This window comes from Ferrimicrobium acidiphilum DSM 19497 (assembly GCF_000949255.1).
GTDB lineage: Bacteria > Actinomycetota > Acidimicrobiia > Acidimicrobiales > Acidimicrobiaceae > Ferrimicrobium > Ferrimicrobium acidiphilum.
This window is the reverse complement of sequence record NZ_JXUW01000002.1, coordinates 38,771-62,866: the sequence shown is the minus strand read 5'-3', so window position 1 is coordinate 62,866 and position 24,096 is coordinate 38,771. Positions and strand designations below refer to the sequence as shown.

Genomic DNA, 24,096 nt, shown 5'->3' with positions numbered 1-24,096 from the left:
CCTGCCATTCGAATAAGACGAGCGCGCGAAATCAAGCTCGCTTGCGACCCGAGGAGTTACGCCGTGCGAACGTTGGGCGACCTGTGCCTGGTAGAAAACGCTGCAAGCTAGCACGAGACCTAACGCGCCGTCGACGATTCACTCTCCGAAGGTTAGTGATGCGTGCGAGGGCGGCCACTCGATCTGGGCGGCGAGAGGCCTGACGCCAGATGCTCACGAACCGTTGTATCACTGTAACCATCGACCCGAGCAGCAACAGCAACAGGACTAGTCGCAATAGAGGATGTACCAACAACCCCACCAAGAGGAGAAGAACTCGCTCCGCACGCTCCATTACCCCACCTTTGCCGCTCAGTCCGAGCGACTCCGCCTTCGCGCGCTGGTAGGAGATTAACGAGGCAAAGCCATAGGCAAAAAAGGAGAGAACGGCGAAGAGTTCATCATGAATGCTGAGGAAATAGATGGCGAGACCACCGAGTATGGCAAGATCGCTCACCCGATCGGCGAAGGAGTCAAAAAAGGCACCACGACTCGAGGAGATTTGTGAGGCCTTTGCCACCGGCCCATCTAGAAGATCTGGAACAGCTCCCAGCAATAACAATCCAAAACCCAGATAGAGGGCTCCATACCCGACCGCTACCCCAGCGCCAACAGAGAAAACAATCCCTATCACGGTGAGAAGATCAGGACTAATGCCAGCCCGGGAGAGCGCCCGGCCAACGGGAGCTGTTCGGCGGTCTACCGATGCCCTAAAATTACCATCAAACACTCGAGCTACACCTCCGTGGGCCGCGCCCAGTGAGCTTGCACTCATTCTAGCTGCTCAAAGGGATCCAGAAGACGGATAGCACCATGTTTTTGCACTTCGCACACGTCGCTATCTGCTCTGCTACTGTTAAAAGAACGACGCTCGCGCCGTTCTTACTTAGAGGAGGAGCTGGAGTGAACGAGTATTCGACAGACAAGTTACGCACGATCGTGTTGGTTGGCCCTCCAGGAGCCGGCAAGACAAGCCTGTTGGAGGCGTTGTGCTACAGCAGCGGAGCAATATCCACGAAAGGGAGGGTGGAGGATGGGAATACAGTATCTGACCGCACCCCTGAGGAGATTCGCCACGGATACTCGATTGACCCCACCACCACCAGCATCGTTCACCAGGACGTGAAGCTCAACTTAATCGATACCCCTGGAAGCTCAGAGTTTCTGGCCTCCACCGCCTTGGCCATGGAGGCTGCGGATGGGGCCCTGATCGTCATTGATTCACAGAGCGTCATGAATCCTGAACTGCTCCTGCTTTGGAACCTAATAAACGATTACGAATTGCCCCGAATGATCTTTGTCAATAAATGCGAACGAGATCCACAGAGCTTTTCCAAGACAGTAGATCGCTTGCACGAGACGCTCAGCGAACATATCGACCCACTCGAACTCCCTCTGCCCGACGCTAATGGGCTCAGTGGGGTGATCGACCTCCTAGCCAATCGAGGGTTCCTCGATAACGGAGCCACCGAGTCTGAGGTTGGGATCCCCGAGGATCTCGCCGTCGATGAGCGATCGGCACGCGACGTCTTGCTTGACGAAATTGTCCAGGAAGATGACGCCATTATGGAGCGCTATCTTTCAGGGGAAGACTTAACCCCAGAAGAACTCTCGTGCGCACTTGCACTGGGCGTAAAAGCAACTCATCTCACCCCTCTCCTATGTGGGTCTGCTACCTCCGATGTAGGTCTTCACCACCTCCTCGACGCGATGGTAGCGCTGATCCCGCCGCCAGATGAGACCCCGGGTCCTGACCCAATTGCACTCGTCGTGTCGGCCACGCATGACCAGTACCTTGGGCGCCTTGCTGTCTTAAAAAACCTGGGTTCACCGCTTCGACCAGATGCGCTCCTTGGCACCGCCAACACCAACGAAGAACGGCTACACCAGCTCTTGATCCAAACTCCAACTGAACTGACCCCTGTAAACTTGGTCGACCACGGAGATATCTTCATCGTCGCCAAGTTGCACGCAGCCGTCGGTACCTTCTTAACCAAGGGAGGAAACTCCAACAACATCAAGCTCCATCGAACGGTCACCCCAGGCTTCGCCATCTCCCTAAGCACCGAGAATCCCCAGGACGAGGAGCGCCTTGCGGCAAACCTTTTTAAGCTGGTCTCCGATGACCCTGGGCTTGAGGTAGAACGTGAAGCTGGCACCCATCGACTTCTACTCAAGGGACTTGGAACCAATCATCTGGGAATCACCATGGAACGAATCCAACGACGCAGCCAAATCACGCTACAGAGTCACGAACCAATAACCCAGTATCGCGAGACCTTCCGCAGAAGCGCTCATGCCGAAGGGCGCTATAAGAAGCAAACCGGCGGGCATGGACAATTCGGGGTGGCCACGATAGTCGTGGAGCCCCTGGAGCGAGATGCCGGCTTCGAATTTATCGACGAGATCGTTGGTGGGGCAATCCCGCGAAACTTCATTCCAGCCGTCGAGAAGGGAATCCATGAGGCGATGACAGCTGGGGGCCTCTTTGGATATCCACTTACCGACATTCGAGTACGACTCACAGATGGAAAGTACCATAGTGTCGACTCATCAGAGATGAGCTTCAAGATGGCTGGGTCGATCGCACTGAGAGAGGCTCTTGAACAGGCAGGTTCCCAACTTCTCGAACCCATCCTTCGTCTCACAGTCACGGTGACAGCCGCGCAACAGGGAGATGTACTCGGTTACCTAAGCTCCAAACGCGGGAAAATCCTCAACACTACGTCCACAGACGCTACCTGGGTTCAAATTGAAGTAGACGTCCCTGCTGCCGAACTCACCTCCTTCGCCCCCGATCTACGAGCGATGACCAACGGTCTTGGTTCATTCGTCAGTCGACACCATCACTACGATACCGTTCCTGACCATATCGCCGAGAAGCTCAAGACCACCAATCCATAGCCAAGCTCAGTTAGCTGGCCAGTGCGCGCGCAACTTTGCTAGTGAATCCGACAATGTTTCCGGTAACACACGCGTCTCTGCAACCGTCGACATGAAGTTAGCGTCACCTGACCACCGAGGAACCAGATGAACATGGACATGGTCCGCTATGCCGGCACCGGCCGCACGACCCAAATTCATGCCAACGTTAATTCCCTCAGGATGATACGCCGCCACCAGCGCGTCATGTGAACGACGAACAAGTCCAAGCATCTCGTTGGTGAGTTCCCCATCCAGCCCGGCAAGGTCTCCTACATGTGAACTCGGCACAACCATGAGATGACCAGAGGTGTAGGGGTACAGATTCATAACGACAAAGGAGAGCTTGCCACGTGCAATCACATAGTTAGAATCGTCATTCTCCGACTCGGCACCGATAGTGCAGAACACACATCCAGCCGGCCTCTCTCCACCCGCTACAAACTGCGCCCGCCATCCCGCGAAGAGATGCTCCATCAGCGTCGCACCTCTAACACAGGCTCAGCGAGGGTTAGACAAGCCTCAGCAATAAATGCATCGAGCTGAATGTCACGTTCCTCCTTGGCTGCACCTCTACGATTCACGCCCACGGTACCGGCGGCGACATCACTACTCCCCACCACTAGCACATACGGAAGCTTGTCCATCTTCGCCTTACGAATCCGACCACCAAGAGGTTCACCCGCGGCCCCTACCGAAACTCGCAGATTGCTGTCTTGGCAGCGCTTAGCGACAATATTTGCCCACTCCTCTGCCTCTTGGGCTACCGGAAGAACACGAATCTGTTCACGAAGTAACCAGCCTGGCAGAGCGCCAGCATAGTGTTCAGTGAGGATTGCAAAAAACCTCTCTACCGACCCAAACAGCGCCCGGTGGATCATGTACGGACGGAGCTTCTGATTGGTAGAGTCCTGGAACTCCAAGCCAAAGCGCTGAGGCTCCTGCAGGTCAATCTGAAGGGTAGAAAGCTGCCAGCGTCGTCCAATCGCATCGGTGAGATGAATATCGATCTTCGGCGCATAGAAGGCTCCCTCTCCCTCGGCTACCGAGTACTCGATATCGGAGGCATCGAGCGCTGATCGTGCTGCATTGGTGGCGAAATCCCACTCCGCATCATCCCCGACCGACTTCTCAGGACGCGTCGAAAGTTCGGCATCAAAATCCTCGAGGCCAAAGGCCCGCAACATGTCGATAACGAATTTTAACAGCCGTGAGAGCTCGTCCTCGAGCTGATCAGGGGTGCAAAAGATATGCGAATCATCCTGGGTAAGCCCTCGAACCCGGAGGAGGCCATGGAGGGTGCCGGATCGCTCATAACGATAGACGGTACCAAACTCAAACAGACGCAACGGGAGATCTCGGTAAGAGCGTGGTTGCGCTGAATAGACCAGTATGTGGCCCGGGCAGTTCATTGGCTTTGGATAGTAGAGATCCCCTTCATCAAGCTCCATCGGAGGATACATCCCATCGCTATACCACTCCAAGTGTCCAGAGGTCTCATACAGCGTCGACTTTGCGAGGTGCGGAGTCCATGCCAACTCGTAGCCGGCGTCGAGATGCCTAGCTCGGGAAAACTCCTCCATCCGGTATCGGATGTAGGCGCCTTTGGGGTGAAATACAGCAAGTCCAGGACCAATCTCAGACGGAAAATGGAACCAGTCCATCTCCTGGCCAATTCGACGGTGATCTCGCTTCTCAGACTCCTCAAGAAAGCTCAAATACGCATCAGTATCCTTCGCAGTTGCAAATGCAAATCCATAGATACGCTGGAGTTGAGGACGCCCCTCGTCGCCACGCCAGTAGGCACCGGATACCCTTCGCAATCGAAAACTCTTCAGATATCTTGTTGAGGGGACATGAGGGCCTCTGCACAAATCGACGAAACTCTCACTGTTTCGATAGATCGACACAGGTTGGGAGGCATCAATCTCGCGAATCCCCGACAGAATCTCCCTCTTGAATGGCTGAGCCTGAAACAATTGCTCGGCCTCGTCTATCCCAAGCTCACTGCGCACGAACGGTTGGTCTTCGGCCACAATTCGTCGCATCTCAGCTTCGATCTCACTGAGATCAGAGACCTCAAAGCGCCGGTCATCCGGCAGTGCAAAGTCGTAGAAGAAACCGTCCTGGGTTGTCGGGCCGATGGCGTAGTGCGCACCTGGAAATAGCCTCACCACAGCCTGAGCTAGCACGTGTGCACAAGAATGACGGAGGATGTCAAGACCATCTGGGGTGTCGATTCGTACGAGTGCAACGTCATCTTGTGAGTCAAGAGTGTGACTGATGTCCACCAACTCCCCGTTGACTCGAAGTGCTACCACATCTTTGACGCTGCCTCTTGGCAACTGAGCGAGCAACTCAGTTCCCTTGGCTGCACTGGAGTCGAATGACTTACCGTCTAGGTTCATGAGACCTCCAAATCGAGTCCTAACAGCCGAGCTGTCTCCCAAACACCCTTGCCTTCGGCGACGCTTCGTTCAATAGCAGCGATGGCGGTAGGGGTATCGAGATCGTAGTCGAGCGCGGCAACAACCTCTTCATAGCCACCAACACCTGGTCCACTCGCCCTCCACCTTGCGATGCGTTCCTTGGCCAACGCCAAAACAGCATCGGACCAATCCCATGTCGATCGATAGTGATGGCTAAGTATTGCAAGCCGAATCTCTTCGCCAGTGGCATGTTTTAAAAGATCGCCGACAAAGACGAGGTTGCCAAGCGACTTAGACATCTTGACGCCATCGAGGCAAACCATGCCGACATGCATCCAATGTTTCACAAACTCGCCACCGGTTATCGCCTCAGTCTGAGCCGCCTCGCACTCGTGGTGAGGGAAGATCAAATCCGAACCACCGCCATGGATGTCAACTACCGGACCCAACTCACGCATTGCGAGCGCTGAGCACTCGATATGCCAACCAGGACGGCCGGGTCCGAAACGAGACTCCCAGAAAGGTTCATCAGAAAGTGACGGTTGCCAGAGCACGAAGTCAAGTGAATCTCGTTTACGAGGATCATCCGGGTTGCCACCACGCTCAGCAGCCAATTCGAGCATCATCTCACGTGACAGGTGCGAAACCTTGCCAAAGTTTGGGGCCTTGGCTACCTCAAAGTAGACCCAGCCATCAACCTGATAGGCAAAACCAGCGTCCATAAGATCACCAACCATGGTCAGTATCTCGGGAATTGCTGATGTTGCTCTCGGCTCGGAGTGAGGACGAGCAAGCCCAAGGCCGGCCATGTCGCGATCAAACTTAGCTATTTCACGCGCCGCTAAGTCGAGGTAATTCGCTCCGATCTCGCGCGCCTTGCGAAGGATGTCATCGTCGACGTCAGTGACGTTTCGTACACAAGTTGAGACGATGTTCTGCCGTGCAAGCTGGCGTTGGAGCAAGTCGAAGGTCACATACACCGCGGCATGGCCCATATGCGCCGCATCGTAGGGTGTGATCCCACAGGTGTAGATCCGGGCCACCTGTTCAACATCAAGTTCAACTATAGCTTCACGCGCGGTGTCAAAGATCTTCACCTAAGCAACCTCCACTCCAGTTAATCGAATCGACGCAGTCGCCTTATATCGCAGGTTGATATTCAGCAAGACCGCTGTCATCGCCTCGATAGCCGGTGCCTGAGCTAGCGATCCAGCCTCTAGCACTCTAAGACCAGGAATTCTCGACAGGATACCAGCCACTTGACTTCTTGCCCCAGAAGAGTCCGCACACACCAACGCATCGACCTCCACAGGACGAGAGAGATTTGCCAGTGAACGCGCCGGCACGTGATGGAGCGCGGCCACTACCATAGCCGCTGGTAGTCGCGCCTGTAGAAGCTGGGCGGCAGATCCTCGCGGCAGCGTAAGTGCTGCGAACTCATCCCCAACCTTGACTAGAGCATTAGCCATCGATACAACGATCTTGCCTTCCAGGATATGTTCCAACGGTTCAACCAGGCGAGCAGTCGCCTCCCACGGAACGGCGACGAAGACCATTTGCGCCCTAGCTACCTCATCGTTACTGGCACCAACGAGGTATCCATCCACCTCTGGCCAGCGTTGGATCAAGTCTTGTACAACCCCAATCGCCCTTTTAGCATCTCTCGACCCTAAACCGACCGAGAGACGGCTCGCAGCGAGGCGCGCCGCCAAGGCACTCCCCAAGGGACCAGTGCCTCCCAATATTCCAATCTGCAAACCCAGCTCCTCACTCACGCTCTTTAGACATGTGCTCTTTTCAACCAACGTTGCTATTACTCTGAGGTAGAGTTTAAGGCCAGGGAGAGGGAATGGGCATCCTAGACGACAAGCAGCTTCTGATCACCGGTGTTCTCAACACCTCATCGATCGCCTATCACATAGCGCGCGTCGCGCGTGATGAAGGCGCCGATACCATACTCACCGGTTTCGGGCGAGGGTTATCAATTACACGCCGAGTCGCTACCAAGTTGGGTTCAGACGTTAGGGTGATAGAGCTAGACGCTGCCGACCCAGCATCGGTTGACCAAGCGGCATCAGAGGTCCAGACCACCTGGGACCATCTAGATGGTATCGTCCATGCGATCGGTTATGCCCCGCCCAGCTGTCTCGACAAGCCCATGCTGGAGGCACCCTGGGAGGACGTCGCCACCGCTATTCAGGTCTCTGCCTACTCATTAGCCGAACTCGCCAGAGCTTTTCGCCCCCTTCTTGCAGCCGCACAAGGCGCATCCGTGGTCGGTCTTGACTTTGACGCAACCGTGGCATGGCCAGGCTACAACTGGATGGGAGTGGCCAAAGCCGGTCTCGAGTCACTGAGCCGATATCTTGCTCGCGAACTTGGTGACTCCCAGATCAGAGTTAATCTAGTTTCAGCGGGACCCATCAGAACAATCGCCGCCAAGTCGATTGAGGCCTTCAAGATGTTCCAAGACAACTGGGGAGATCGCTCTCCACTGGGTTGGGATCCCGAAGACGCGGTGCCAGTTGCGCGCAGTGTCGTCGCGCTACTCTCAGACTTTTTCCCGATGACTACCGGCGAGTTAATACACGTAGATGGCGGCTACCACGCCTTTGGTGCCTAACAGGCCCACTAGCCCTGGTGTCAGCTTGATTCTTGGTGGCTTGATCAGCTGACTTAATTGCGATACCCTCGGTTGTGGTTCATGGATGAGCCACCTAGTTCGCAAAAAGCGAGTGCAGAGATATAACGACCGAATTGCCTGTCATTGGCATCATTTGCTAATGGCGTGACTCTTCAGGTCGTGCATACAGCCAAGGAGGGCCAATGCGTCAAAGCTTCCGTCAACCGCCATTGTTCGGTGCAGCGATACTGTTCGGTGCAGCGATACTGTTCGGTGCAGCGATACTTGCCATGGTGATATCCGTCAATGTTCGCTGGCCAGACCAACTCACCAGTGTGATCGTCAATGGCGGTGGTTCAGGCTCGACCTATCACATAGTACTTCGTGGATCACATGGTACAGATGGCACAACCGGAGGACAGATCGGCCCGGTCTTCATCCCGTCACTCATCACCCACACCGGAGCCTCGCTGGCTATGAGTTGCGTCAGCTATCGGACCGTGGAACCTTCATCGAAGACTCTGTACCAAGCTGAGCTGTCGTGGGCTCAGGCGATGTGGGCTCGCTTGAGCGTCTACCCAAGGTGCGATGCAAATCCGGTGGGCACTCTGAACATAGAGGTTATCTGGGAGCAGGTGGTCAACGACCGTCTACCCACACCCAAGATCAGCGCGCACCCGCAGCTTGGCGTCATCAACGTACCCATGGAGCTGATTACCTCAACCACCACTGGAGTCACGACAACAGTCTCCACCAACGATGGACCGCTCACAATCCGCGCCTGGTCATGGAGCTCGTGGCAGTTCAGCTCCAACTCACCCAAAGGTACTCCTCCGCCCGGAAGCAATCGCGTGACATGGTGTCGACCAACTCGCGCTGGCCTCGTGGACGCCGGGCTAAGCGAACACTGGTCGGGTTACTACTCCGTTGGAGGACTCTCTGGAACCTTACCAACGTTGACGGTATCAAGCAATTTGATCCAGTACCCGGTTATAGCGCTCACGACATTACTACACAACGTTCTCTAACCATACTCTTGACTATCACCTCAACCCTGGTACCCAACAGTAGGTAACTCGTGCAATCCGCTCGCGCTTACAGACGCAGATTGCACCACTGTTATGGTAAACTGCCGCATCGATATGCCATAGGCCACAGGAGTCGCCATCTTTTTGGAGAGCAACGCATCGAACTATACTCTCTCGAGTGAGAGCCGACTCCACAACGCCCGCCGCGAGCACAGAGGCGATCGTATTCGATCTTGGCGGCGTCTTTATCGAATGGAATCCGAGAAACTTATATCGTAAGCTCATCCCTAGTGAGGCTGTGATGGAGCATTTCCTCGAGACCATCTGCACGCCAACATGGCACCTCCAACTCGATGCCGGAGTGTCGTTCACAACAGCGGCCGAACCATTGATGGCCAAACATCGACCGCTGCGTTCGCTAATTCAAGCCTACAACGACCGTTTCGACGAGATGTGGGGGGCGCCCAGCTCCGCACTGGTCCAGATGCTGGCAGAGATCCAGCTATCAGGCGTTCCCACCTACGCAGCCACGAACTGGCCGGGTGAGTACTGGAAACTAGCTCTTGACACCTTCCCATTCCTCCGATCGTTTGACGGCGCCCTTGTATCTGGCCTGATCGGTGTCACCAAACCCTCGCCTGCGTTCTATCAGACGCTGACTACCACCTTCTCATTGACCCCAGCTCGCACGCTATTTATAGATGACCGCCTCGATAATGTCTACGCGGCTAGCAAGGCTGGCTATCGTACCCATCAATTCCTCGATAATCTCGATCTTCGAACATTTTTGTTGGAGAACGGCCTGTCGATCAACCAAGGTGATGTCGATGAAGACGATCGCCCACGGTGGTAAACATCGGCTCATCCAATCTTGCCCAGCTATCATCTATATCAAAGCACACGTGCTAGACAGGGCCCAGACAAACTCTTGTCTATTCGCGCTGCTTGAGCGCTTCCCGAAGCAGTGACACGTCCTCTACACGTGGCCCATCACCCGAACCAGGGACCTCAAGGATGATGTCCGCGAAACGGAATACCTCATGGCCGATGAAATCGATTAAAGCCTCAAGGCCAATCGCGCCCTCGCCTAGGTTGGCGTGCCTGTCGTGAGCCGAGCCAAGCTCGGTCGCTGAATCGTTTAGGTGCACAACTGGGATGTCTCCAAACTCGGACAACAATTGCGCTGCGAGCTCCGAAGCCACCCCACGATCCCGCAGATCATATCCAGCTGCGAACAGATGCTGGGTATCGATGCAGATACCTACCGCATCCGGTCGAGCACAGAGATCTAGCAGTGCACGAAGCTCCTGTACAGATCGCCCCATGGAGGCACCCCCGCCAGCGGTGTTTTCAAGAAGCAGTCTTGTGTCCGCCGAGGCAAAACCGAGGCCTGGCTCGACACCGTTGAACCATCTGTCGAGGCTGGCGTCGAAACCATGGCCCTTATGCGACCCTGGATGGAGGACAACAGCTGAGAGCTGATCAGCAGAGGCAGCCCTCATCACGGCGGCGAGCAATTCGCTCGATTTGCCTGCGAGCACTGGATCATCGGAGCCCAAGTTGATCAGGTACGACGCATGCACAACCAAGCGCTGCACCCCTTGTGCAAGTGCCACAGCCTTAGTCTTACCGGCTACCGATGGAGCAATCGGACGAAACTTCCAGGTACGAGGAGAGGAGAGAAAGAACTGCGCCGCCTCAACACCGAGAGAGTTCGCACGCTGTATCAATCCATCAACCCCACCTGCAGCGGAGACATGGGCACCAACTCTCATTCCGGCAAGGCTAGCTGCTGACCCCGATCGACCGTCCGACTAGTATTGCCCGGTGGCGATCAACCGACGATCGCCACAAATCGATACAGGTGGCAGGTGGAGGCTCATGGCAACCAAACTAGAGATTGAGCTGACGAGTCAGCTCAACAATGACAGCTGGACTTGGCGAGCGGCAGGCGCTCGCAGTCCCAAGGGAACTGTCGCTGCTGAGCTCCTCTACGACGGGGCGAAAATCGGCGACGTAGCTCGCGCGGAGGTGTCCATGGGGCTCGATGGCATCGAAGTCCTTGCCGTCACAGCTCCGGCACCGAAGAAGTCAGCCGATAACAGAATCGAGATCATTGGATCGTCTTCAGATGATCCGTTAGTGACGATATCGGTTCGCAAAAAGGGTCGTCCCGACCGTCCTGGTCGCGGCTCTCGTGAAGGCGGCGAACGCCCACGTCAAGGCACGGACAGAGGTCGACAGGGTCAGGGGCCGCGCAATCGTCAAGCAGATGGCGAACGCCCCCAACGCACGAACGATCGAGACCGACCGGCATCCCAGGATAGGGGTGCTCGGGGTCGACCTACTTCAAATGATCGACGTCGATCGGGTAGGTCTGAGGCTAAGCGCCTGCACCCAAAGGAGACCCATCGCAGGGAGGTGCTCGAATCGCTACTGCCCGAGCATCGTCCGATCGGCGAGGCTCTCATGAAGGGAGGGCTGCCTGCAGTTCGCGCCGCCATATCAGAACAAAATGCACGAGCCGCTGCGGCTGGAGAGCCCGAGACACCTGTCGATGCAACCCTCAAAATTGCCGAAGGCATCCTACCAAAGATTCGTGTAGCTACATGGCTCGACAGAGCCGAGGCGGCCAATGAGATAGCCCAAGAGATCTCGCTAAAGGATCTACGTTCCATACTTGCCGCCGCCGATAGATCGGCGAAGAATCAGCAAGTCACAGAACTAGCCAACGCACTCACCGAGGTGCTAAATGCTCGCGCCAGCACCGAAACTGAGAAGTGGCAGAAGGAAGTCGCGGGGGCGGTCGACGAGAACCGCTTAGTGCGTGCACTACGGCTTAGCGCAAAACTTCCTGATCCAACAGCCAAGTTACCTGCGGAACTTGCCCAGCGCTTGGTGACACTCTGCAACGAAGAGATGAGCGCCGATACTCCTTCAGAACGATGGATGGTTCTCATAGATGCAGTAGCCCAGAGCCCGATCCGGCGTCATGTACAACCTACGAGCCTCCCGAGCGACGCAACGCCCGAACTCATGGAGTTTGCCAAGGAGAATGCAGGACGTATCCCAGCATTAGCCCAACTGACAGGAGTCTCGGTTCCTCCTCCACCCCGGCCTGAGATACTAGCGATGGTGCCGAAGACTTCACGACCAAAGAAACCAGCTGCTACCGAAGAGACTCAAGTCAACGAAGATTGAACCATGACGATCCGCACATATGCGGTCGACAGAACTCCGCCTGATTTCCACGATTGGATCCCAGAGATCAGCCCTGAGGAACGACTCGTGGTCGCCTACTACAACGACATACCAGCAGGATTGATTCGATTCACAGCGCGTGCACCGGAGGCGGAGGTGACCTTCCACTTCGTGCAGCCAGAACTCCGAGATCTAGGTATCGGTGAGCAGCTCCTTGAGGAGGCCATCGCGGTCGCCAAGAGGGCGAGATGCAGCGCCTTTTACGGGTGGGTTTCACCTGGCGACCGGGTGGCAAAGCTCACCTACGAAGCCCAGGGCTTCCGTTCGGATAAGATCCGAGTGCGAAGGGACATCGAACTATAGCTAGCCAAGCTGACATCAGAACCAGCGTTAGGACTGCAGTGTCCGCCGTTAGCATCGACCATGGCCGCGTCCTGCTCATCAGGAGGTCTCCGCCTATACCGGAGCTCTGGGCCCCACCTGGCGGCAAAGTAGAACCGCACGAAGGTCTGCTAAAGGCTCTGATGAGAGAGACCTACGAAGAGATAGGGATCTCCCTGCGTCCACTACGGCTGATAGCCGAGATCGAACTCTACGCCCCGAGCCGCTCCTACGTCCTCTTTAGCTTCCTCTGCGAGCCACCCATTGATCCAGACGCGATCTCAGCACACTCCGACGCACTAGACGCCCGTTGGTTCCAGCTAAATGAGGCGATGGCCATGCCGCTTGCCCCAGGAGTGACCACCACGCTCATGGCGATCTCCGACGGACGCAAGTCAACCCACAACACTTAACTAGCCGTGAAATCGACTCACCTTATGGCGGTGGCGGTACCGCCACGCCTGCTAGTGGTGATCCTCACGCAATTTTGACACCCGTCCAAGCACAGTCCGGCGACGCCGATGCTCGAGCTCAAAAGCCTCTACCTCGCCGAGCTCCGAAAGCGTCAAGCCATCGAGGTGGCTAATTACCTCGGCAGCAGTCATCGATTCATAACCGACAATACCGCCAACAGTCTCGCTGCCCTCGGCCTCGTGAACGGTAGCCTCACCGGCACCGCCATCGTCTGTGGTACGTGGCTGAGATTCAGCACCGAAACCACCGACCCTAGATTGAGCAGTCTTGATGACAAGATCTGCAGCACCCTCCACGGTGCGCCTCACGTCTGAGACCTTCCCCTCCAGGTCGCTGATCTGAGCGCCGTACTTAGCCTTCATCACGCCGGCCGCCATGTCTCCCACAAATTTTGCGGTCTGAAGCGGACCTTCAACTACCCTACGACCCTCTTCGGCTGCGTTTGGAAGTGTCCTGACAACCGCCGCCAGGAGCCCAATCGGTTGAAAGATCAACCGATTAACCACCTCCTGTTTAAGATCATCGAAATCGAACGATGGAGTCTCTTGCGTAGCCATGTCACTCCTTTCTAACCGAGCCGAGATCAGCTCGCCAACTACATCCTACTAGACACAGTCACGGCAGAACATCTTGTCAGTGTCCGCCAGCTGTATCATACTCTTAACCAGGAAGCATGACTGACAGACAAACTCATCAGGTTGTCGTGGCTTGACCCGGATAACGGTATCACCAGACTCATCGACCTCCTCCTCGTCGTCAACCTCAGTGACCACAAAACGCTCACGCAGGATGTCATCTAGCGCTGACTCCACCTCATCGTCATCGGCGTCGTCAACCTCCTCATCATCGGCGTCGTCAACCTCCTCAACGTCCTCAACATCTTCGTCGTCCTCCTCTAACGGCAACTCATCAATCTCAACGCCGTCGATTCCATCGAGAACGATCTCGTCGTCCGTCTGCTCATCAGCGTCAAGGTCGTCATCTAGATCGAGCTCCTCGTCGATCTCGTCGTCAACCTCAAGGTCATCATCTAGATCGAGCTCCTCGTCGATGTCTTCATCCAGATCGAGTTCCTCGTCTGTGGGTGCCGCCATCGACTCCTCTGCAACCTTCTTCTTACGACCTGCCATCATTACCTCTTTCGCTCTATCATCACGTGTTTCAATTCGGCAATGCTAACCACTTTGAACCCTTTTTAGTTCCACAAATCGGGTCTAATTTTCAAGTTTCTCGATTAGGTGCTCCTCTTCGGAGGTCCGACCCAGCGAGTAAGTGTCTAAGTCAACAAAACGCATAGCTTGGGCTATACGTCGGTGGCCAACACGTTCCAACAACCGATACATCTCTTGGGCTATATGCCGGTAGACTGGATGGCCCTGAGGTTGAGATCGCAGCTCCACTAGGTGCAAAAGCTCGCGAGCATTGAGCCTAACGACGAAACGCACTCGTGTCGCCAACGGAAGTACCATGCGAGCGGTCGGAGCCGATACCTCGTTATGGAGATCGTGCGCAAAACGGAACGCTGCCTCAAAGACCGGGTCAATTGACTCGAGTAGCCCCTCCTCGGCCAGCTGAGGGTCTACCTGGTAGCCGGAGAGAGTAACAGGATCCTGCTCGAGTAAGGTCAAAAGTCGATGACGAGCCAGATCACGATACGATCCGTAGTCGGTTTCGATCTCAAACGTATACGAGCTCATCTCCCACGCACGAGAGGGCTTATGTCGGCGATTCTCCCTATCCCCAACATAAGCCCGGAATACAGCAACCCGTTCGGCTTCGGTTAAAGCTATCGAATAGCGCTCGCACTCTGTAAACGACGCACCACTTAGCTCATATAACATCCACGGGATTAGATCATCATCGTTGCGCGGCTCTACGTTCAACAAGCGAACCGTTGGCTCGGCATACGGGGTCGGCGACACAGAAGGCTCATGTGCCCCCAGCTGCCCAAGCAGAAACTCTACGTTATCCCGCCTATCCACAAGGTACTTGGTCCATCGGTGCCCACGATCAGGACGATCCATCCTAGACACCAGCAAGCCAAGAACCTTTGACACCTCCTGTGCGATTGCGTCAGCAACGAACAGGCTCTCAGACGAGCCGACCGAACGCAACCGGATCACCAGATACTCCAAGGCTTGCGCACTTCCGACAATACCGACATTGGTCATGGTGGACATGGGAAGACAAGAGCGTGCGACATCGAGCGCGGCTGCTCTTCCTGCTCGACGCCTAGCCACATCATCTTCGTCTAGCCCCTTGCTAAAGCGCGCCTCCATAGTCCCAAAGACAGTGGAGTAGAGGTCGAACTCCTGGGCGACAATGAGATGATAGCGACGGCGAACCTCACTCGCGAACTCCTGAGGGATAACCGCACGCAAACTTCCGTCAGCGCGTAGAGAACTTAAATTAACATAGCGCGTCGATTGCTCGAGAAAGGAGAGTAGACGATGACGCTCAAGCGATCTGGTAAGCACGGTAGACACCTGTTCAACCGCCACATGTGCGACGGCAAGCTGAGCCACAGAGTCATCGCCATACTCTCCGATCACCCTCTTCATCAACTGCCTTGTGCGTGATCCCTCACCGAGGCCAGCCTGTACGTTAATTGACTCCACGTCTTCGATAAACTCATCAAGGAAGATACGTCGTAACGACTTGTTCGACCTCGAATACCGAGCAAACAGCGCCGCCGCCAACTCCTGAGGAATGTTCTGGAGACAGAAGACGGGTCCATCAGTATTGGTGAAGTACGGGGTTAGCGCCTCAAGCTCGGCGCCAGAAAAGACTTCGGGTAGGTAGTTTTCCACGCCGCTAGCCTACCGACAGCGTAGCTCCAACGACGCAGCTCTCACGACGACGTCTGGCTAGCCACCGCAAGCTCAGAGACCGACGACATCAAATCCACCGTCCTCGACGAACTGAACATCCTCGTTGGTCAACACCTCCACCTCCGATGAGATCGCCACGATCCCTCGGACAATCGATGCCTCAGTGCGGCGAGCAAGCTTTCCAAGAGGATGATCCTGGTAGACCGCGGCTACCTGTCGAGCAAGGTCGGCGATCTGCTTGGTATTGCGTACAAAGTCTCCTGGAGGAATAGGCGCTACACGCAGAATGCGCTCCAATGGCTTTTGATCTGCCCAGTCGTAGACGAGTTCGCTAAAACCAACATCGGGTACACGGGTAAGCGGCAATTCTCGTACCCCTTCTAGCCGTTGCAGCTCGCCTGACATGCGCCGGACCTCGCGAAAACGATCGATGAGTTCAGGATGGGTAGAGCGAAGACCGGTTCCGGTAAAGCTCGGTCGAGGTTCGAATGTCATCCACGAGAGCACTGAGGCGAATCCCGGCGCGTTAAGCGCCTCCAACTCTAAGGTGTCGAGCGCCAGTGCCAACAAGATATCTGACTCTGAATAGAGATTTGCGAGAATCGAACCGGTTGCGGTAAGTGACCAGCCTCTCGAGAAGCCAAACGCCTCCATCACCGACAACACTCGGTCAAAATATCCTGAAAGGGCGGCACGCCGTTGGCTGATACGCTCCTCTATTCTTGCAACCCTGCCCTCCTCGCGCAGCTCGCTCTCTCGGGCGACTCCGGTCTCGAGAAACTCCTTAGACGGCTCCTGATGATGTCTCGCCTTCAGACTACGCTTCAGCTCCTTGGCCGCCTCACGTCGCATCAGCTCTTTGCGTCCGCGATCCACCGGGGGTAACGTGATTCGCTTTTGTAGCCGCGCCTCACGCAAGTGGGTCGCCTCCAACGTATACCCTCGACCTGATGGGGACACGGTCTGGATCTTCATACGACCATGATGCCGGGTAGACACCGATAGCACCAGCAGCGAAGCGCGATGACGTGCACCCTCAGCTGCAGGGACCGAGATAACCGATCCAGGCACCACTCGGATCTCATCAACCTCTCCGAGCGGCCGAGACGACGAACGTCGACGTCGCAAACCTCGGAGCTCAGCCTCTAGCCTTACCACCTCGGCATCCTGGGAGAACTGGGCAAACGAAAGGTTCAACAGTTCCCGAGCAGCCTCTGGAGTGTAACGTTTGACGAGATTGGCGGCCATATTATATGTCGGGCGAAACGAACTCGTAATTGGATAGAACTCACCTTCGACCACTCGAGCCACATCAGCGAAGGCTACCCCGCCGCCCCAGGCGACGTAGCTGCTTCCTCGATGATCGATCCCGCGACGCCCAGCTCGCCCAGAAAACTGGGTGTACTCGCCCGGAGACAAAATTTTGTGAGTCTCGCCGTTGAACTTGACCATCTTCTCGATCACAACCGAACGTGCCGGCATATTAATGCCGAGCGAAAGTGTCTCGGTTGCAAAGACAACCTTTACCAGCAGACGCTCGAAGCACTCCTCAACAATCTCGCGAAAGGGTGGGATCAAGCCTGCATGATGCGGCGCAAAACCGGCCTCTAGGCCCGCCAAGAACTGAGCGTACCCAAGCACCTTCAGGTCTCTTGGGTCGAGCTTTGCCAACCTCCGATCAACCACCTCGCGGATCATTTCGCGCTCTAACTGTGCCGTCAGTCGGAGCCCACTCGCTAAGGTCTCATCGGCTGCCGCCTGACAGCCAGCCCGTGAGAAAATGAAGACGATCGCAGGAAGTTCCCGATTGGCAGCCAAGAACTCAATCATCTCCGGCCGAGCGACACCTCGAGCCTTGGGGCCGAAGGAACGACGAGAGCTAGATAGCCACGGAGGATCGAGCTCAGAACCCTTAGGATTAGGCCGACCTCCCTGGAGAACCGGGATTGCCAAAACCTGGCGGGATCGTCGATCCGCATACAGGTAACGGTGCTCAAGTGGTACAGGGCGCCCTCTTGCCTCGACTACTGTCATCTGTCCACGCACCTCACGCATCCAGGCAGCGAAATCATGCACATTGGAGACGGTGGCAGAGAGGCAGACGAGCCTCACGTTCCGAGGAAGATGTATGATTACCTCCTCCCATACCGCACCACGATATGGATTCTGGAGGTAATGGACCTCATCGAGCACGACGAGTCCTAGATCATCCAGCGCCTCCATGCTGGCATAGATCATGTTGCGCAAGACTTCGGTGGTCATAACGACCACCCGAGCACTAGGATTGATCGAGTTATCCCCAGTGAGAAGACCTACGTTCTCAGCGCCAAAAGCACGCACGAACTCGGCGTACTTCTGATTCGAGAGCGCCTTCAACGGTGTAGTGTAGAACGTCCGAAGCCCAAGATCTAAAGCGCGGCATGCCCCAAACACTCCCACGAGTGTTTTGCCTGATCCGGTGGGCGCCGCAACCAATACCGACTCATCCCGAAGGATGGCCGCGATGGCCTCCTCTTGAAACGGGTCGAGTTCGATATCGACCCGACCCTCAAAGTGAGAGACATAAGTCACGTATCTCCCCATTCGACACCGTAGACCTGAAGTGACGGTTGTCAGCTTCAACGACACGTATCTTTATCTATGATCCTACCCGAGGGCTCCTAGCTCTCCTGACGCGATGCCTTCGCACCCGGACGGAGAAGGACTCTTCCAACCAGAATCGCAAGCTCGTAGAAGAGCAACAACGGCACCGCCATGGCAGTAAGTGAATAGGGGTCGTTGCTTGGAATGAAAATAGCCACCACCACGATGATACCCAACCAGGCGTAACGTCGCCGTTTGCGCAAGGCAGTCGTAGACACAACACCAAGTAGCTCCAAAACTATGAGCACCAGTGGGAACAAGAACGAAACCCCAAAGGCAACCATCAACAGCATAAGAAAATTGAGGTAATTCTGAGGTGTGTAGATGGCGTGCACATGAGCACCAGCAGCAGATTCAAAAAAATGCAGCGCATGAGGGAAGACGAGATAGGCTACCATCGCTCCAATACCGAAGAGCAGCAATGAGCTAAGCACAAAGGCCAAGCCGTAACGTCGCTCTTTAGAATGCAGCCCGGGAGCTATAAACTTCCACAGCTGCCAGAGGACAACCGGCGACGCAAAGAAGAGACCGGAGATGACGGCCACCTTCAACCGAACCGAGAAGCCATCGAAGGGGCCGGTGACATAGAGACCGCAGTTATTTGCACCATTGGTGATACAGAGTGGATGCATCAGAAAAGTGAGGACCGACGGATACACGATGTAGCCCACCACAGCACCTAGAGAGACGGCAATAATCGAGATGATCAACCGCTTGCGCAGTTCGCGGAGGTGCTCGATCATCGACATCTCGTTGGGTGGCGTCGACTGACGACGATGGATGCTCAAACCCATGACTAGTTAAGGTCCGGTGATCCGAGGGTGTAACCCGGATTGAGCGTCGACGCCTGCTTCGTCTCGGACTCAGCAGATGACGGGTCCTGTAGCGTTCTGGGGGTAACCGAGAACGGCTGGGTTGCCTTGCTCCTCGGCTGGAGTACCGAGTTCACCATGCGCGCTGGTTGGAGGACTGAACCCACGACTCCTGCGGGCTGAAACATAGAGGTGACCGTCCCGGCGGTCTTCAATGTCTCTCCGAGAAAACCACCCATCGCCGAGCTCGGCAGGTTGGTGACGGAGTTGATCTGACTGGTCAACGAATCGCGGTGGCTCCGGAGCGTATTCAACAGCTCTCCCGCCTTCTTTGCCACCTGAGGGAGTCGCTCTGGACCGAGGAGCACAAGTGCGGCGATCGCCACAAAGGCAAGTTTTATAGGATCAATCTGCAAGGGTCACCTCCTTGATTGGAAGAAAGCCAACGGCATCATAAGCCCGCTCCAACGTCGAGGCTGCCAACCGGGTAGCTCGCTCTCGACCAACTGCAAGCCAGCTCTCAAGTTGTGCTTGATCAGCTAGATAGTACTGATAGCGCTCTCGAATCGGAGAGAGCTGCTCGATCACAGCTGTGGCGGTTGCCTCTTTGAGATCACCGTAGCGGTGGAAATCCGCCGCCACCTCCTTTGGCTCACGATCGGTCAACGCCGCCAGGATCTCTAGTAGGTTGCGCACACCTGCACGCTCAGGATTATCTTCCACATACTGTACTTCGTTGAAGAGGTCGGTTTTGGCTTTCGCAATCTTTCGACGAATCTGATCATCTGAATCCAGAAGATAGATGTTGCCCTGGCCATCAGCGGAGGACTTGCTCATTTTCATCTCCGGGTGGCCAAGATCCATGACTCTCGCGGCAACAGCTGGTATCAGCGACCGAGGGAGTGTAAACACCTCACCATAGGCATGATTGAATCGGGTGGCGACCGTGCGAGCAAGTTCGATATGTTGGATCTGATCTTCGCCGACAGGAACCAGATCGGTCTGGTACAGCAGTATATCAGCGGCCATCAGTGCCGGATATGTGAATAGGCCAGCGCGTACCATCGCTGAACCCTTCGACTTATCCTTAAACTGGATCATCCTCGACAGCTCACCATAGGTCGCCGTGCACTCCATCAGCCAGGCCAACTGCGAATGTCCAGGTACGTGACTTTGGATTACCACGGTGGACCGTTGCGGATCGATCCCAACTGCAAACAGAAGCGCAGCCATCTGGAGTGTGCCTTCACGGAGGCTAGCAGGTTGGTGTTCAACCGTCAAAGCATGCTGATCGACGATCAAGAACACACTCTCGTACTGTTGCTGTTGGGTTCGCCACTGCCTGAATGCACCAAGATAATTGCCGAGTGTCGGCTGACCAGTAGGCTGCACGCCCGAGAGTACTCGTTCAAGCTTCGCCGTCACCAGCGTCTACTCCATTCCTGAGCAACCAAACTCTACGATCACCCACTCCGTCCCCGTCCACGACAGCCTAAATCCAGCTAGCCGAAACTATGAACCTAAACCCACAACTTCACTCGCCTGTTTGACCAATTATCGCTGTGCACCTTAAAGATGATGGCACCATAGTCTCGGACCGCGGACCCAAAGAACATCTCTCCTCAGCCGACTCGTGAGAGCATAGGTATGCCACCTAATCAGACTAGCGCCATGGCTACGAAAATGCTACGGGCAAGTATCGAGTACTGCATGGGTATTGCGCTTACAGTGTAGTAAAGTCCTGTTTTACTCACACAGACAGCAAAGCGACCTCTGCACGCTCGTCCAGATCTCGAGCTGGCGGACCGACGAGCGGCAACTACTGTTCATATTTTCCCTGGCTGTAACGGATAAGACGCTCTAGCCAAGTCGGGTCGGAGAGCTGATTGTGGAACTCAATGAGGTCGTCAAAATCAACCGGTGGACCGGTCATCTCCTCCTCAGATTCATCCGGGAGGCGCCAAAAATGGATCCGCACTCCAGATGACACCAGGATCTCTACAATCCTCTTGTCCACCGCCTTGGAGACCACCATTGCACAGTTCGGGCATCGAAACACATAGCTGGCCTCACCGTTGGATGAACAGAGCATCACCGTCATGGCGTCAGGCGCTATGTCGACGTCCCCGCACGTCGGGCAGGAAGCTCTTATGATAGGCATTGCGACTCCCTTCGCAGCTTCGAATTCATCCAATGCCCAAGGTATCGGTACGTTCGGCCACAACACTGAGCCGAATCTGAATAATTTCAAACTTTTGCCTTCCGGAGCCGTAATGAGCAGGGTAAATCCTCCTCTTCTAGCATGCCAAACCGCCCGTAGCTTGACCGAAATACTTGACCGATGAGGGGCGCCAGGGCCGCCGAATGTACTGTCATACCTCGCCAAGGTTCGATGATGTCCATTGGTCGATGAAGATACGGCTCCCCAATCCAACTCGCCCACTGTCTATGGGCCGAGCTAGTGGGAAGCTCCATGCGACGGTTGCAGGTCAACCAGCATCTACCTTTGCTAGAGCCACCTTCTAGCGCGAGCTGCCTGTCGGTGATCGACGGAAGGAGCCTGAGTATGGCTGACTCCGCCGGCCACCATGCCCGCCTCGAATGACTAGCGATCCAATTAGCAGCTCCACTCGCGCCAAGATGAGAATCGCCTACCTCCTCCGCGAGTTTGTGCATAAGTAGCTGCGCTTCAGGCAATCTTGACAGCCAAGCAGAACTGAGGGCGAACCTCCGGTGTTGGATCACACCACGAGAGTCGCTCTAGTTCAGAAGTAGTGCCAGTGTGACAGAGGCCAGTAGATCAGAATTACTCTCCCAACGATAAGCGAACCAGGTATAGCCCCAAATACGCGCGAGTCAGCCGAGTTCCCCCGATTATCGCCCAATACATAGTACTCATTCTTTGGGATATGGATTGGTGCCCCAGTGGCCGTGTGAATGCCATGTGTCTGCACTCCCTTTGGCAGGAACGGCTCTGCAATCGGCTTGCCATTGATGTACACCTTGCCATTGTGGCTCCAGATAGTCTGACCCGGTAGCCCAATCACGCGCTTTACCAGATAGTGGATATTGGCGGTAGTGGGGTCGTTGGCTGGCTTATGAAATACGATGATGTTGCCAAAGCCAACGCGATGCAGGTGATAGCTGAGCTTGTCAACGATCATATGATCGCCGATCTCGATGGTGGGTATCATCGAGCCCGACGGGACGAAAAACGACTCAAAGACGTAAGCACGCACGATGATCGCCGCCATCAACGCGACAACGACGACAATCAGCCAATTACGTAAACCGTGGCGCTTCCGCGCGGATTTAGGCTCTGAGGGCGCTCCGTCAACGGCTTGTTCGCTCATAGTCCCGCGATCAACCTCTCCACACGATCGTCATAGGACGCAAACGGGTCTTTCAACATCACAGTTCGTTGTGCCTGATCGTTCAACTTCAAGTGCACCCAATCCACGGTGTAATCGCGATGATGCGCCTTGGCGGCTGCGATGAACTCTCCTCGTAATCGTGCGCGTGTCGTCTGCGGAGGAACATCCACCGACCGCTTGATACGCTCTTCGTCGACCAGCTCAACCGTCCTACCATGCTCAACAAGCTTGTAATAGACACTTCGGCGACGGCTAATATCATGGTACTGCAGGTCTAGCAACGACACCTGTGGATGTGAAAGCGGCAACTCATGACGGGTCCGATACTCCTCAATCAACCGATACTTCGTCACCCAGTCGACACGGCCGTCAAGCTTGAGAGGATCGTTGCGTAGGAGCTCCAATGCCTCTCCCCACATCGAGAGAGCACGCTCCTCATCAGGTGGGACTGAGTGCTTGGCGCAAAAGCGTTGGACTCGCTCGTAATAGCTCTCTTGAATCTCCAACGCCGTCATCTCTCTACCATTGATCAATCGCACTCTCTTGGTCAGCGACTGATCATGCGAGATCTCCCTGATAGCTCGGATCGGATTCTCCATGGAGAGATCGCGTAGAACGACGTCATGCTCGAGCAGACGCAAGACTAGCGACATCGCACCCACTTTTAGAAAGGTGGCCCATTGTGACATGTTGGAATCACCGACAATAACGTGCAGACGTCGGAAGCGTTCCGCATCGGCGTGAGGCTCATCACGAGTGTTGATGATAGGACGCGAGCGGGTTGTGGCCGAAGATACCCCCTCCCAAATATGCTCGGCTCGCTGTGAAAGCGTGTAGACCGGCCCTCGAGAGGTCAGCAGGACTTTGCCAGCACCAGCATAAATTTGCCGGGTGACAAGGAAGGGTATAAGAACCTCAACTAGACGGGAGAGGTCATCGACACGCAACGTCAGGAAATTCTCGTGGCATCCGTAGGAGTTACCGGCCGAGTCCGTGTTGTTCTTCAAGAGATACACCGAACCCCGAATACCCTCCTCACGCATGCGCACCTCGGCTGAGTAGGCCAACGACTCAAGGATCAGTTCACCTGCCTTGTCGTGACTTATGAGGTCCTCAAGAGAATCGCACTCTGGGGTGGCATACTCGGGATGACTGCCTACATCGAGGTACAATCGCGCACCGTTCTCGAGAAAGACATTGGAGGATCGTCCCCAGCTCACCACCCGACGGAAAAGGTAACGTGCCACTTCATCAGGACTAAGACGACGCTGACCTCGCAGAGTACAGGTAACTCCGTACTCATTCTCAATTCCGAAGATTCTACGATCCAGCTCGCCTA

General features: G+C 55.4%; 23 protein-coding genes. 7 read left to right on the top strand and 16 right to left on the bottom strand.

Features of this window, described 5'->3' with window-relative positions:
* Positions 1–31: 31 nt before the first annotated feature.
* Positions 32–814 carry a CDP-alcohol phosphatidyltransferase family protein gene (locus FEAC_RS01270; RefSeq protein ID WP_052565144.1) on the bottom strand — a complete coding sequence of 261 codons (783 nt, stop codon included), beginning with the start codon at positions 812–814 and terminating at the stop codon, positions 32–34.
* Positions 815–942: 128 nt separating this feature from the next.
* Here FEAC_RS01270 and FEAC_RS01265 point away from each other — a divergent pair, with 128 nt between their 5' ends.
* Positions 943–2,943, top strand: a complete 2,001-nt coding sequence (locus FEAC_RS01265; protein ID WP_052565142.1) for an elongation factor G — start codon at positions 943–945, stop codon at positions 2,941–2,943.
* A 6-nt stretch (positions 2,944–2,949) separates the two neighbouring features.
* Here FEAC_RS01265 and FEAC_RS01260 read toward each other — a convergent pair whose 3' ends face one another.
* The 4 genes from FEAC_RS01260 to npdG are packed head-to-tail and all read right to left on the bottom strand — an operon-like array spanning position 2,950 to position 7,147.
* On the bottom strand, positions 2,950–3,438 hold the full coding sequence (locus FEAC_RS01260; RefSeq protein ID WP_035388315.1) for an HIT family protein: 489 nt from the start codon (positions 3,436–3,438) through the stop codon (positions 2,950–2,952).
* Positions 3,438–5,369 (bottom strand): threonine--tRNA ligase, encoded by a 1,932-nt coding sequence (gene thrS / locus FEAC_RS01255; RefSeq protein ID WP_081900933.1) that lies wholly within the window; start codon positions 5,367–5,369, stop codon positions 3,438–3,440. Before thrS ends, FEAC_RS01260 begins: the two co-directional genes overlap by 1 nt.
* On the bottom strand, positions 5,366–6,487 hold the full coding sequence (locus tag FEAC_RS01250; protein ID WP_035388313.1) for a cysteine--tRNA ligase: 1,122 nt from the start codon (positions 6,485–6,487) through the stop codon (positions 5,366–5,368). Before FEAC_RS01250 ends, thrS begins: the two co-directional genes overlap by 4 nt.
* Positions 6,488–7,147 carry an NADPH-dependent F420 reductase gene (npdG, locus tag FEAC_RS01245; RefSeq protein ID WP_052574644.1) on the bottom strand — a complete coding sequence of 220 codons (660 nt, stop codon included), beginning with the start codon at positions 7,145–7,147 and terminating at the stop codon, positions 6,488–6,490. It lies immediately after the preceding gene.
* Positions 7,148–7,239: 92 nt separating this feature from the next.
* Between npdG and fabI the strand changes: the two genes are divergently transcribed.
* From fabI to FEAC_RS01230, 3 genes are all read left to right on the top strand, one after another.
* Complete coding sequence (fabI, locus tag FEAC_RS01240; protein ID WP_035388311.1) at positions 7,240–8,013, top strand: enoyl-ACP reductase FabI; 774 nt, start codon at positions 7,240–7,242, stop codon at positions 8,011–8,013.
* A 203-nt stretch (positions 8,014–8,216) separates the two neighbouring features.
* On the top strand, positions 8,217–9,041 hold the full coding sequence (locus FEAC_RS01235; protein WP_035388310.1) for a hypothetical protein: 825 nt from the start codon (positions 8,217–8,219) through the stop codon (positions 9,039–9,041).
* Between the two features lie 178 nt (positions 9,042–9,219).
* The gene (locus tag FEAC_RS01230) at positions 9,220–9,894 is read left to right on the top strand and encodes an HAD family hydrolase (protein WP_052565138.1); all 675 of its coding nucleotides are present in this window, start codon (positions 9,220–9,222) and stop codon (positions 9,892–9,894) included.
* A 79-nt stretch (positions 9,895–9,973) separates the two neighbouring features.
* Here FEAC_RS01230 and FEAC_RS01225 read toward each other — a convergent pair whose 3' ends face one another.
* Complete coding sequence (locus FEAC_RS01225; RefSeq protein ID WP_052565136.1) at positions 9,974–10,816, bottom strand: deoxyribonuclease IV; 843 nt, start codon at positions 10,814–10,816, stop codon at positions 9,974–9,976.
* Between the two features lie 106 nt (positions 10,817–10,922).
* Here FEAC_RS01225 and FEAC_RS01220 point away from each other — a divergent pair, with 106 nt between their 5' ends.
* The 3 genes from FEAC_RS01220 to FEAC_RS01210 are packed head-to-tail and all read left to right on the top strand — an operon-like array spanning position 10,923 to position 13,036.
* A complete protein-coding gene (locus FEAC_RS01220) occupies positions 10,923–12,242 on the top strand; it encodes a hypothetical protein (protein ID WP_035388308.1) in 1,320 nt (439 codons plus the stop codon).
* 3 nt (positions 12,243–12,245) lie between these two features.
* Positions 12,246–12,605, top strand: coding sequence for a GNAT family N-acetyltransferase (locus tag FEAC_RS01215; protein ID WP_035388306.1), 360 nt, complete (start codon positions 12,246–12,248; stop codon positions 12,603–12,605).
* A 38-nt stretch (positions 12,606–12,643) separates the two neighbouring features.
* The gene (locus tag FEAC_RS01210) at positions 12,644–13,036 is read left to right on the top strand and encodes an NUDIX domain-containing protein (protein ID WP_052565134.1); all 393 of its coding nucleotides are present in this window, start codon (positions 12,644–12,646) and stop codon (positions 13,034–13,036) included.
* 51 nt (positions 13,037–13,087) lie between these two features.
* On the opposite strand, the gene FEAC_RS01205 is transcribed toward FEAC_RS01210, so the two are convergent.
* From FEAC_RS01205 to pafA, 10 genes are all read right to left on the bottom strand, one after another.
* Positions 13,088–13,654 (bottom strand): hypothetical protein, encoded by a 567-nt coding sequence (locus tag FEAC_RS01205; protein WP_035388305.1) that lies wholly within the window; start codon positions 13,652–13,654, stop codon positions 13,088–13,090.
* Between the two features lie 48 nt (positions 13,655–13,702).
* Positions 13,703–14,227 (bottom strand): DUF4193 family protein, encoded by a 525-nt coding sequence (locus FEAC_RS01200; protein ID WP_052565132.1) that lies wholly within the window; start codon positions 14,225–14,227, stop codon positions 13,703–13,705.
* An 84-nt stretch (positions 14,228–14,311) separates the two neighbouring features.
* Positions 14,312–15,907, bottom strand: a complete 1,596-nt coding sequence (locus FEAC_RS01195; RefSeq protein WP_052565130.1) for an FAD-dependent thymidylate synthase — start codon at positions 15,905–15,907, stop codon at positions 14,312–14,314.
* A gap of 72 nt (positions 15,908–15,979) precedes the next feature.
* The gene (locus FEAC_RS01190) at positions 15,980–18,550 is read right to left on the bottom strand and encodes a DEAD/DEAH box helicase (RefSeq protein WP_152623011.1); all 2,571 of its coding nucleotides are present in this window, start codon (positions 18,548–18,550) and stop codon (positions 15,980–15,982) included.
* Between the two features lie 38 nt (positions 18,551–18,588).
* Positions 18,589–19,314, bottom strand: a complete 726-nt coding sequence (gene tatC / locus FEAC_RS01185; protein WP_052565126.1) for a twin-arginine translocase subunit TatC — start codon at positions 19,312–19,314, stop codon at positions 18,589–18,591.
* Positions 19,315–19,367: 53 nt separating this feature from the next.
* On the bottom strand, positions 19,368–19,799 hold the full coding sequence (locus tag FEAC_RS01180) for a Sec-independent protein translocase subunit TatA/TatB (protein ID WP_035388304.1): 432 nt from the start codon (positions 19,797–19,799) through the stop codon (positions 19,368–19,370).
* A complete protein-coding gene (trpS, locus tag FEAC_RS01175; protein ID WP_035388302.1) occupies positions 19,789–20,808 on the bottom strand; it encodes a tryptophan--tRNA ligase in 1,020 nt (339 codons plus the stop codon). The genes FEAC_RS01180 and trpS overlap by 11 nt, the downstream gene beginning before the upstream one ends.
* Before the next feature lie 394 nt (positions 20,809–21,202).
* Entirely contained in the window at positions 21,203–21,544 is a 342-nt protein-coding gene (locus FEAC_RS01170) for a hypothetical protein (protein ID WP_152623010.1), read from the bottom strand.
* Positions 21,545–22,148: 604 nt separating this feature from the next.
* Positions 22,149–22,736, bottom strand: a complete 588-nt coding sequence (lepB, locus tag FEAC_RS01165; RefSeq protein WP_035388299.1) for a signal peptidase I — start codon at positions 22,734–22,736, stop codon at positions 22,149–22,151.
* Complete coding sequence (gene pafA, locus FEAC_RS01160) at positions 22,733–24,088, bottom strand: Pup--protein ligase (RefSeq protein ID WP_035388432.1); 1,356 nt, start codon at positions 24,086–24,088, stop codon at positions 22,733–22,735. The genes lepB and pafA overlap by 4 nt, the downstream gene beginning before the upstream one ends.
* Positions 24,089–24,096: the final 8 nt, after the last annotated feature.